Raw genomic sequence first — 10,957 nt, 5'->3', positions numbered from 1 at the left:
TGAAGATTCCCCCGGCCACCGAAGGATGTAGCAAGGGCCACGCCAATGCCCAGGCCACGGGGATGGTCAGCAGAATCTTGAAGACGACGAGCAACATCGGCGAACCCCGCAATCAATGACAGTCGCCATTATGCCGCAGCGGATTTTGCCTTGAATGCGGTCACGGGTCGCAGGCGAGCCCCTACAACGCCCTCCCCTATCAGCCAACGCTTTGCACCTGCTGAGGGAAGATAGTTGCCAAGCTAATCCCCAAGCTGAAACTGCTGAAAATCCACACGCCTGACATAAATCCAGAAGTCATGCCTTGGCTCATACTGCTCCATGCAAACGCTATGGTCCTGGCACAGTTCATCTTCGTCGATCAGGGTGCGATCCCAATCGTCCTTGGCAACGGGGATCGAATGAGAACAACAACGGGCTGTTAAGGCAGTACTTCCCGAAAGGAACTGACCTGGCGGATCACTAGCGAGCCACACTGAATGAAGTAGCAAGGCAGCTAAATAGCCGCCCTCGGAAAACACTAAACTACGCAACGCCCGCTGAACGATTTAGCCAATCTGTTGCATCGACCGGTTGAATCCACAGCCAAAAGCGTCACTCGAAGGTATGCATTTCATTCTTACGCCTTATTCTGCGTCGGACGTCACTGGATCTGAGTTGCAGGAATGACTCAAGTATCCGAAGAGCGATTACTTCAAGAGCATGATTTGATCCATGAGAGATGACCCCTACACACTGTCCATGCGCTTTCAGACACCCGCCCCAGGCATTGCCCCACGCGAACAGGCGCCGATGCTCGCCCAGGAGCAAGCCTGGGCGCGGGAGCACGCGTCCAGGCACCGCTTCAGCTGGATCGAGGTGTTAGTGCCGCCGTTGTGCTTTGGCCCTGTTCTGCCGGGTATCGCGTTTTTACTGGGCCTGTTGCTCTATCGCTCGTTATTCGCCCCCGGCCTGGATATTGACCGGATCGTCGGAGCCTCCTTTGGCTGGCTTACCCTCGCGACGCTGCTCTTCATGGCTGCCTGGGGGGTTCGCAACTTCTTGCGCGATGCCCACGACCCGACCAAACGCTACTGGCAGTCCATGCCGGACCAAGGGTTGGCCGAGCTTGAGCACCATAGCCTGGTATCTGGCACCAGCCTGTGGTCCTCCGATTATGATCCGGACTGCAACACCCTCATGCAATGGACAAACGGCAAGCTTGAATGCGTGCAAGACAGCGGTGTGTCGCAATGGGTCCTGGCCAAGACTACTGCGGGCCACTGGCTGGTGCTCAAGGAAGAATATCCGGGCAGCTTCAACTATGGACGGGTTGGGAAAATGCCCACGCCGGACAAGCAAATGCAACCCTGCCAGGAACTGGCGATCGCCTTTGCCCCCGGCACCAACCTCCCTCTCGGCCGACGTTTCGGTGGCGCGCCGATGCCATTGGTCGACACGCCGTATTGGGTGTCTGCCGATGAACTCAAGCGCCTTGTCGAGGTCGCCCATCACTGGACATTTTTCCCCCCGGACCGCTACGCCGTGGTCAATAACCAGGATGCCGAGTGGGTGCAACGGCTGGTGGACAGAGCGCAAGCCAGCGTCGGCCCCCGGCCGGACGAGACGGCCAGCAATCGGCCAGAAGCAGTCAGTCGCTCAGAACACTCAAAAACCACTGATTGCTAAAGTAATCAGGATCCGAAAATAGCTCACTCGGTCGAAGGGACGGATGCTTTGCTACCCAAGCGGATTAGTTCATTGGAGAAACACAGGCCGAGGATGATCAGTGCCGCTCCCGCGTACAGGCTTTCGCGGGGTACTTCGTTGAGCGCCACAAACGCCAGCAGCGCGGCGAACAGTGGCTCGGTCAGCTCCAGCGCTTGCACTTGGGATGGCTTGAGATACTCGATGGCCTTGGTGGTGCAGAAGAAGCCCAGGATTGTCGGCAGTGTGGCCAGCGCCAGCAGCGCGGCGATCGCCAGTGGCGACAGCTCGCCCATCGCGAAACCATCGGCCGCAGCCGGCATCAGCAGGTACAGGCTGCCAAAGAACAACAATTGTCGTGTGAAGTGCAGCCCCCCCGACACCCCCATACGCTTCATGGCAACCGAAAAGGCCCCATAGCCGGAGCCGGCCATGCAGGCGAGCGCAGCACCTTGCAGGGTAAAGCCCTGCTGCAGGTCGCCGCCGAAGATCACCGAGATCCCGGCAATAGCCAGTGCGGCGCCAACGGTAGCGTTCGCGGTGATGGCATCCTTGAGGAAAATGCGCCCCAGAATGATCGAGGAAATTGAGGCACTGGCCATCAGCACCACCACCACACCTGCCGCAGCGTAGTGTCGATAGGCTGACGTTTCGAAATGGAACAGCACAAAGATGCCAAGGAATGCGCAGATAGCCGCCTGAGTCCATTTGGTCGATGCCGCCGGGCGCTTGAGGAAAAACAATAAGATCGAGAGAAGCACGCAACCAAGTACGGTCTTGATGACAGCGACACTGCTAGCGGTGAAACCATTACTCATGAGTATTTTGCTGAGTACACCGATCGTTGCGTTCAGTGCCGCAGCGGAGAGTGCAAATATGACGCCTTTGCTGAAAGTAGATTGCATTGATGACGATCCCTGTCGCTGAATTGTCGTTCGATAGAATGCCGCCCTATATCGACGGCGCAAAGGTTGAGGATACGAAGATCCCGCCGACCCCAGTATTTATTGTGGCATAAGCGCTGGATCGGCCAGTAGGATGCTATGCGCCTTTTTGTCGTCGACAAGGGAGAAGTCAGAGGACCTAGCCCTTGGCTATGTATGAGTTGACGAACGTTGCAGTGTGCTGCAAAGACTGACGTATATCCGGTTTGGCTATTCCATGCCTGTTGGCAAATTGCTCGACCGCCGCTGTATCAAAACGAGTGGTCTGGATAAAGTCCAAGGCTTCGGGTTTTGTATTCAAAAACCACGCGACGGGAGGAATACTCAGTAGCAACTTCAGCAATCGGAGTGAAATGTAATGCTTGGGAGACTTTAAGCCCAAAGGTTGTGCCACCTGTACCAGGAGTTCTCGCAAGTTGGGAGTTTGGTCATCAAGCGCCAGCAGTTCCTGGCCCGCCATGGCAGGATCAAAAGCACAAACCGCCACTATCTCGACCAGGTAATCCACAGTGACCAGTGGCAGCCAGTGCTCGGCGGTACCGGGCACTGCAGTCAGCTTTCCCAGCACAAGGTTGCGTATCAGCTCCACCAGCGGCTGACCATCAAGGATATGCCCCGTGCGGCTGTGGCCACAGACCGTCGCAGGGTGGACAACGGTAATCTCCCCGCCCTTGGCAGACATGACCTCCAGGGTCGCAAAATGCGCCTCCAGCTTGCTCCCCTCGTAACCACCGACATGTCGGTAGACGGCAGGCCAATTCGTCAACTCCGGATAACGAGGATCAATTCCGATGCGTTGCAGATGTTCATGATTTTTCAGCATGTAGCCGCCGATCATCACTAAACGGCTTTTTTGCTCAGCTGCCAACAGCGCCACACGCTTTGCCCCTTCCACATTCACCGCACGAGAATGCTCCACTGAAAGCCCCCATGCGAAGTGGGCGCCCAGGTGGAATATGACTCTGGCGTGCCTTAGCACTTCTCGGTCAGCAAGACTCAGCCCGAGGTTGTCCCGTTCCAGATCGCCAGCTACGGCAAATACCCGGGTTGCGCACCCGCCCAAATTATCGACTTGCTCGCGCAGTGCAGCTAGTCGCTCTGGGCGACGCATCAACACCCGAATGGTGTGACCTTTTGCACTCAGGTACGCCACCAAATGTTGACCGACGAAGCCGGTACCCCCCGTGACAAAGCACTCCACGCTCATTTCCCTGTTCCTTGTTTAAGGTGAGAAATCAAGCGTAAACTATCGACCCAACTCTATAGTCAAGCGGTGTTTTCATGAAAATCGGCGAACTCGAGGCCCGCAGCGGCGCCAGCCGCCATACGCTGCGTTACTACGAGCAAATCGGCCTGATCTCACCGCTGCGGCAAACCAATAACTATCGCGTTTACACCGAGCAAACTCTGCAGGATCTGGACTTTATCCAGCGCGCGCAAAGCATGGGGTTTTCCCTGGGGGAAATAGGCGAGATTCTGGATGCGCAGCGGAACAAGCTGATCGATTGTGCTGACGGTGCGAAGCTGATTGAAAAGAAGATGGCAGAAATCAAACAGAGAATCGCCAACTTCCAAAGCATTTATCGGTATCTGGATCAAGAGCGTGCAAACCTCGAAGCCAGTGCTGCCAGGCAACTTGAGCTTCAGCAGCTAAACAACGCGTCCAACTGAACTGTCAGCATCCGGGAACGGAAGCCGCAGCCTGCTTCCAGTTTCAAGTCCATCGCTTACGCATTTTCTCAAACCTTGTGCCCAGGCCCTAGACAGTAAGCGTCCGCCCTAAAGACCTTGCGTGGTTAAACGGGCGCCATCTATGCGGCAGCCATTCGATACTTGGCTCTGAAGTCTATCTATGACGGGATGCAGCCTCTAGCATTATTGTTGCAGACGATTATTGAGGCGCTTCTGAATCTACTGGAATGGCAGTTGGGATTTGCCATGAAGGTTTTTTGCCGTCCTGACTGTCGAAAATACGCCGCGCCTTGCGGAAGTCCTCAACGTTCTCGACTACCCAAGTCCAGATAGGGGACATACGGATCAACAGTCCCATACCCAGCGGCGTCAGCTCGTACTCGACGCGTGGCGGAATTTCACCGAACTCCCGCCGAACCAGCAGGCCATCCCGCTCCATGGAGCGTAGCGTCTTCGTCAACATCCGCTGGGTCACACCGGTCATCTGCCTTTTTATCTCGGCATGGCGCATCGTGCCGTATACCCCCAGGGCATGAAGGATACCCAACGACCAGCGACTGCCTGCATGAGCAAGCACTTCCCGCCTGACACCATCATCGTCTTCTCTGAGCGTTCGGCAGATTGCCTCTGCCTGGCTGAGAGCCTCCTGATCGGTCATTTCTTTCTCTGGTATCACAGATGTGCCTTCTTACGAGCGCTGCCCAATCGTGCAAGCATTTGCCCATCTTACAGGCAACAGGTCTCAGGAGAAATCATGACCGAAGTGACCCAGCTTCCCCCCCAATCCATTCTCGTTCTAGGCGCCGGTGAGCTTGGGCTTCCGGTTTTGCGCAATCTTGCGCGAGTAGCAAAGCGCGCGCCCGGTTCCACAATCAGCGTCCTGCTCAGGGATTCGACCATCAACACGCAGGTGCCCGAGAAAAAGGTCGAAATCGATGAGCTTCGGGGTCTCGGCATCCAGATGGTGGCCGCAGACTTGGTGAACAATTCGATCGATCAACTGGCTGAAGTGTTCGCACGCTTCGATACCGTAATAGGCTGTGCAGGCATGGTTGCAGGCCGGGAAACCCCGATGAAGCTGGCTACAGCAGCCCTCAAGTCCGGAGTGAAGCGCTACTTCCCGTGGCAGTTTGGCGTCGACTTCGAGGTGATTGGTCGGGGCAGTCCTCAAGATCTGTTCGATGCTCAGCTTGATGTACGCGAATTGCTTCGCGCCCAGGACAAAACTGAATGGGTGATCATCTCGACGGGCATGTTCACCAGCTTCCTTTTCGAGCCTGTATTCGAAGTGGTTGACTTCGAAAACGATACCGTGAACGCGCTAGGCAGTCTTGAGAACAGCGTGACGCTCACGACTCCAGACGACATTGGTGCGCTGACAGCGGAAATCGTTTTCTTCGAACCGCGCTTCCGCAACCAGATCGTGTATCTATCGGGAGACACTGTGACGTATGGAGAGGTTGCGAGCCTCCTTGAACGTGTGCTGGGGCGCCCGTTCAAACGTAACGTGTGGACTGTTTCGTACTTGCTCCAGGAATTGGAGAAAGATCCGACTCACCACATCAAGAAGTACCGCGCTGTGTTTGCCCAAGGTAGAGGTGTGGCGTGGCCTAAAGGGGGCACTTTCAACGAGCAGCAGTCGATTCATGTCACTACCGCCGAGCAGTGGGCCCGGAAAAACCTCGCAGACATCTGAACGCAAAAGCAGCGCGAGCTTCAGCCTCACAATCTTCCGCGCTCAGCGCCCAAGGTTGTGAGGGGCTGCATTAGGCCGATTTCTGCCTGCCACCACCGGTTGAATCCACAACCAGAAGCGGTCAGTGGTAGAACTGAACAACCGGCAGCACGACCCTCATATAAAAAGAATATGCACGCCAGAAATCAGCGACGTGATTGGTATTTCTCACAATACTGCCCCGCTATTTTTTGCGCTGCCGCCAGTTGGGATTTGGATAGTTTTTTAGCTACATGACTTCGATAATCTGCGGCTTTTGACTGGCCATTGGCAGCAGCAACAGAAAGCCAAACATACGCTTGGCTATTATCCTGAGCCACTCCGTTACCCTGGGAGTAGCGGACTCCGAGGTTGTTCTGGGCGGCTGCATCACCCTGCTCAGCGGCCTTGTGGAACCAGAAAGTTGCCTGCTGGTCATCCTGCGCAACCCCTCGGCCGGTGGCATAGCAGGCTCCGAGGTTGAACTGGCCGGTGGCATCACCCTGTTCGGCAGCCTTGCGGAACCAGAAAACCGCCTGCTGGTAGTCCTGCGGGACTCCCTGTCCGGAGGCATAACAAGCTCCGAGGTTGTCCTGGGCAGCGGCATAACCTTGTTCTGCGGCCTTGCGGTACCAGGAAACCGCCTGCTCGTAGTCCTTCACAACCCCTTGGCCGGTCTCGTAGCGGACGCCGAGGTCGCCCTGGGCAGCGGCATTACCTTGCTCAGCGGCCTTGTGGAACCAGAAAACCGCCTGCTCGTAGTCCTTCATGACCCCTCCGCCGTAGGCGTACCGGATTCCGAGGTTGTCCTGGGCAGCGGCATAACCTTGCTCAGCGGCCTTGCGGAACCAGAAAACCGCCTGCGGGTAGTCCTTCTCAACCCCTTGGCCGTTGATATAGCGGACGCCGAGGTTGTTCTGTGCTGCGGCCTTACCCTGCTCAGCGGCCTTACGGAACCAGGAAACCGCCTGCTGGACGTCCTGCTCAACTCCTCGGCCCTGGTCGTAGCAGAATCCGAGGTGGGTCTGGGCATCGGCATTACCCTGCTCGGCGGCCTTTCGGAACCAGTAGACCGCCTGCCGGGTATCCTGCACAACACCTTGGCCGGCGGCATAACTGACACCGAGGTTGTTCTGGGCATCGGCATCGCCCTGTTCGGCCATTCTCTGAGTAGTGGTTAGATCCTGCGAAGCATACGTATAGCTAACTGACTGTAGTAAGCAAAACGCAAAAAAGAACAAGCGTGCACAGTGCATATAAGGGGGCTCTACGATTGACTGGTTCGCGCCCCTGCTCTTACTGGGTTCCCAAAGAGCTGAGCTAAATGGATAGAAGCGGATTACGCCTGAATGATCGCGTTCTGCGATTAATCTTATCTGATGCCTGGAGCCAAGGGTGAGTAGCCAAATCTAAAGTGGCAAGCATGTAAGTGTCGACGGCTCTGGCTGTAGCTTTAAAAAATAGGCAGCGCCGTCCGTTTTTGGGTCGATTTCGGTCAGTCGCGACAGGCAGAAATCGGCCAACAGCGGACGTTCGACTGAAAACTGCTCCCGGCCAGCAGCGAGCGGTCGCTAATGGCTACGGACCACTTCCGCACACTCTTTGATCAGCTCGTTCCCATCAGCAAATACCGGATTACTTAACATCGCTGATATCAGTGCAGCAGCCACTATCCCTGTCTTCATTTCGAATTCCTTTGAGTGAGTTTGCGAATGGCGCCGGGTGCTACTCGAAGCGATAAACCTTGCAGTGTTTCTTCAGGCTACCCACTTTAAATATATGTTCAGGGTGTCCGTGCACTGTAGGCGTCATAAGGTAGCGACACCTTGACCATACTACTCATCCGCTCCTCGACGAGACGGTAGACTACGCCATCCCAAACCACTCCATCCTGCCTACTCTTGAGCAACTGATCCCACACGACTGACCAGCTTTGACTAACCGTTGAAAAGGTGCAGTAAGTGGAACTAATCGACTGCGCCACCGCATCTATCATCTTCCTGGCGGCAGTTCTCCGCTTCTTGGCGGCGCTACTTTTCCATAAGGACCAGCAGCTATACACCGCATAAGCGCCAGCGAGGGGGGGCCAAACCCAAAGCAATAAACAGATAACCACCAGCCACACCCCCAACTCCAATAGAACAGCGAGTGTGGGCCAGCATTTTGAACCGAAGGATTTTTGCCTTCCAACCTTGAGTGCAACGTATTCCTGCAGACTGAGAGTCTTGCTACGCACCTCATCAACGAAGGCCTGATACTCAGCGTACGTGAGTACATCTAAGACTAGCCAATCCAGCTTACCGCTCTGCATCCATGGGCGATCCAGATACCGCTCAGCTGCCTCTCGAAGACATTCTCGGTCAAGCTCTAAGTGCTTCCAATCATTTTCAAACTCGTACAACTGCCGGTGGTGCCATTCGGTAACACTGTCTTTTGACTGAATGACGCCATCCGCGATCTTGGTCCACGTGATGTACGCAAAGAAATCCTCTACAACCTCTTCCGCTTCCCGCACGAGGTCACAAGCATCGTACTCATCAAGACCCCGCATCTTCGCCTCAGCCAACGCCTTGGCTTTGACGTCCCTCAGTAGACTATCTTTGGTAATCACTTCAACTCCCTTTTCCCGTATTTCCTGAACGCCTCTGCATTAGCACCTCACATGTCGAACCATACGACAAAGCAAGGGGAACCGTACCTCGGTCGATGATAACTAGCGTGGATCAGCTTAAACAGCCTGCATAGGCCGACTAAAGGGTCTGGATGAATGCAGCAGAAGCACTGCGAGCAGCAGGACAAGCACCAAGTGAAGAGACCGCTTTCGGCCGATTCTGTTGAAAAAGTCGGCCATGGTTTGCGCATCAAAAAAGTACGCGTCCGAGATTGAAATCTTTACTTTTGGCAGAGGCTACCGGACTCGGATTTCACGTAGCAGTGTGCAAAAAAGGCGTTTTAACCAGTCAACGACCAGGCCGTTTGGGCGAACCGACTTTATCAACAGAATCGGCCAGAAGCAGACATTCGATTACCGTAGTGCAGCTGGTATCAGTACGACGGATCTTCCGAGGTTGTGAGATCAGCGGACGCTAGTGATTCGTCAGTACGTGGGCCCGCGCAACGCTGGCGACGCTTCGGAATGTTCGGACCACGCGGTGTTCCCGTAGCGCCGAAGGCCAGTTCAGCATCACGATCAAACCTAGCGCTAGCGCTGTCGAACCATTCATACAAAGTTTGATCGCGGCAATGCATGCCTAATTCCCGTTTCGCACACTGGATCTGATGGTAGTAGAACGCCATGGAATGGATAGCTTTGTTCATGGCGGGAATCATTGAAATGTTGCGAAGCTCCAGGTGCGCGAGGTCCTTGTCGCGGTAAACCTTCATCTGCTCTCGGAATTGCTTGAACTCATCGAAGGAAACTTCCATCGAGGTGAGCATGCTCTCTCGAAATGTTTCTTCGTCATCCGGAAACACCTTCTTCCAATGCAAGGCATCATTTTGCTGGCCGAAAGCGTGGCACCAGTCCAAAACTGCTAGGTCCAGCGCATTACGGGAGATTTGGCTCCAAAAATTACTAAGAACCCTGCCTCGGCCGAGCTGTTCCCGCGTAGCGCCAGACAGTGCCAAGTTATTCACGAAGCTTATGCAGTTCATTTCAGCGCAAGCGAGCAGCTTAATTCGGTCCATTGTGATCCTGATTTTGGGCGCGTTGGGGGGCGTCAGCGTAGCGCTCTGCCCCCACCCCCTACAACCTCGGAGGTCGCGGTTCTCTATGAATATCCCTTTGGCTGGTTGGTAGGATTCAAACGCTATTTTATGGCTGCCGGGGGTGACCGCTATGGGTCGATAGCTGCCGGTCAACACCGGCAAAATGCAGTCACTAGCTGCTCCGCTTAGCTCAAATCTTACGTCTACAGTAGAATCCGTTTCCACCGCCCAAACCATGGAGTCGGGCTATTAGCCACGAAGGGATCAAGTGAATCTACAGGTTGAAATTGAGAGGATTTTTGGGGGCAAAGCATTTGCCAGACCTCTTTTCTATTCCTATCCAGGAGGTCTGCGTTTTGAACTCTCCGAAACTGGCGGGGTGATTGAGCCGTTCCTATCAGCACTACGAAAATCAACACAGATCTGCGGCGATGTCTTCCTTGATGAAGCGACACTTGTTGCTTGTCTGCGCATTCACTCTGGCAGCAGCCATTTTGCTCATCGGGCCTCGATTTACGCCCTTCGATCTGCTGGCATTGACATCCCCACTGAACGGTCAGTCTGGAGCGAGGAGATAGATCCAGAGGATTGGTACTGCGAAAGTAAACCGGAGTATTGGATCAACATCGCATTTGAAGCGCCTGCACCCCTGCTTCAAGCATTTCTTTGGTGTGCATTGGCAAGAGATTTTGCCGCAATTCAGCCTAAACCCAACTGCGTTTTATACCTCTTCAATTTGAAGAAGCGGGTCATGGTTTTCCCATATGACGACAGGGGTATGGATGTGGTTGGCCCCAACAAAGATCTGCTTGCACAGCTGTATCGTCAGCATCATACATACCTGCTGGATTACGACCGACACTCGATGGACACCACATTCGCAGGGCCTGCGCGCTAGCCTCATTGCTTACATTGGAGCTGAACTGTGCCACAGGGCCACCGTCTCCTTTGGGTCGGAAAATGAAAAGGGACTGAAAAAGATTTATTTTTCATTGCGTCGAGGCTGATGGCAGATAAATAAGTCTGCCCCATTTTCATTTTTTATATCCGCCACCGCTCAAGCAAGCGCCATCACCCTGTTTACCCGCCTCACCAACCGCCAGTGGACGAACCACAGCGGCAACGCCAAAGCCCCTCCCAGCGAACCAAGTTCGTTGGGCAGCAACGAAACAATCTGCGCGGTACACCACCCCAGTCCTGAGAACAGGCCAAA

General features: G+C 54.8%; 10 protein-coding genes and 1 pseudogene. 5 read left to right on the top strand and 6 right to left on the bottom strand.

Annotated elements, in window-relative coordinates:
• Nucleotides 1–367 precede the first annotated feature (367 nt).
• Both AC1DIG_RS29070 and AC1DIG_RS29065 read left to right on the top strand, forming a co-directional pair.
• Nucleotides 368–577, top strand: a pseudogene (locus AC1DIG_RS29070) (transposase); the annotation flags it as partial.
• A gap of 137 nt (nt 578–714) precedes the next feature.
• Entirely contained in the window at nt 715–1,668 is a 954-nt protein-coding gene (locus AC1DIG_RS29065; RefSeq protein WP_477770079.1) for a hypothetical protein, read from the top strand.
• Between the two features lie 23 nt (nt 1,669–1,691).
• Here the strand turns inward: AC1DIG_RS29065 and AC1DIG_RS29060 are convergent, their stop codons facing one another.
• A complete protein-coding gene (locus tag AC1DIG_RS29060) occupies nt 1,692–2,591 on the bottom strand; it encodes a DMT family transporter (RefSeq protein ID WP_477770078.1) in 900 nt (299 codons plus the stop codon).
• A 178-nt stretch (nt 2,592–2,769) separates the two neighbouring features.
• Nucleotides 2,770–3,837, bottom strand: coding sequence for an SDR family oxidoreductase (locus tag AC1DIG_RS29055; RefSeq protein ID WP_477770077.1), 1,068 nt, complete (start codon nt 3,835–3,837; stop codon nt 2,770–2,772).
• A 74-nt stretch (nt 3,838–3,911) separates the two neighbouring features.
• On the opposite strand from AC1DIG_RS29055, the gene AC1DIG_RS29050 reads away from it, so the two are divergent.
• Nucleotides 3,912–4,301: a MerR family transcriptional regulator gene (locus tag AC1DIG_RS29050; protein ID WP_477770076.1), complete on the top strand. Its 390-nt coding sequence runs from the start codon at nt 3,912–3,914 to the stop codon at nt 4,299–4,301.
• A gap of 220 nt (nt 4,302–4,521) precedes the next feature.
• Here AC1DIG_RS29050 and AC1DIG_RS29045 read toward each other — a convergent pair whose 3' ends face one another.
• Nucleotides 4,522–4,980: a winged helix-turn-helix transcriptional regulator gene (locus AC1DIG_RS29045; protein ID WP_477770075.1), complete on the bottom strand. Its 459-nt coding sequence runs from the start codon at nt 4,978–4,980 to the stop codon at nt 4,522–4,524.
• 96 nt (nt 4,981–5,076) lie between these two features.
• Here AC1DIG_RS29045 and AC1DIG_RS29040 point away from each other — a divergent pair, with 96 nt between their 5' ends.
• Nucleotides 5,077–6,018, top strand: coding sequence for an aromatic alcohol reductase (locus AC1DIG_RS29040; protein WP_477770074.1), 942 nt, complete (start codon nt 5,077–5,079; stop codon nt 6,016–6,018).
• Nucleotides 6,019–6,203: 185 nt separating this feature from the next.
• On the opposite strand, the gene AC1DIG_RS29035 is transcribed toward AC1DIG_RS29040, so the two are convergent.
• The 3 genes from AC1DIG_RS29035 to AC1DIG_RS29025 form a co-directional block, all read right to left on the bottom strand.
• Nucleotides 6,204–7,199, bottom strand: coding sequence for an SEL1-like repeat protein (locus AC1DIG_RS29035; RefSeq protein ID WP_477770073.1), 996 nt, complete (start codon nt 7,197–7,199; stop codon nt 6,204–6,206).
• A gap of 620 nt (nt 7,200–7,819) precedes the next feature.
• A complete protein-coding gene (locus AC1DIG_RS29030) occupies nt 7,820–8,647 on the bottom strand; it encodes a hypothetical protein (RefSeq protein WP_477770072.1) in 828 nt (275 codons plus the stop codon).
• 434 nt (nt 8,648–9,081) lie between these two features.
• A complete protein-coding gene (locus AC1DIG_RS29025) occupies nt 9,082–9,723 on the bottom strand; it encodes a hypothetical protein (protein WP_477770071.1) in 642 nt (213 codons plus the stop codon).
• A gap of 289 nt (nt 9,724–10,012) precedes the next feature.
• Between AC1DIG_RS29025 and AC1DIG_RS29020 the strand changes: the two genes are divergently transcribed.
• On the top strand, nt 10,013–10,642 hold the full coding sequence (locus tag AC1DIG_RS29020; RefSeq protein ID WP_477770070.1) for a DUF3885 domain-containing protein: 630 nt from the start codon (nt 10,013–10,015) through the stop codon (nt 10,640–10,642).
• Nucleotides 10,643–10,957 lie beyond the last annotated feature (315 nt).

The organism is Pseudomonas sp. 05N431, from assembly GCF_056397005.1.
The sequence above is the reverse complement of the archived record's forward strand: the minus strand, read 5'-3'. Positions and strand labels throughout refer to the sequence as shown.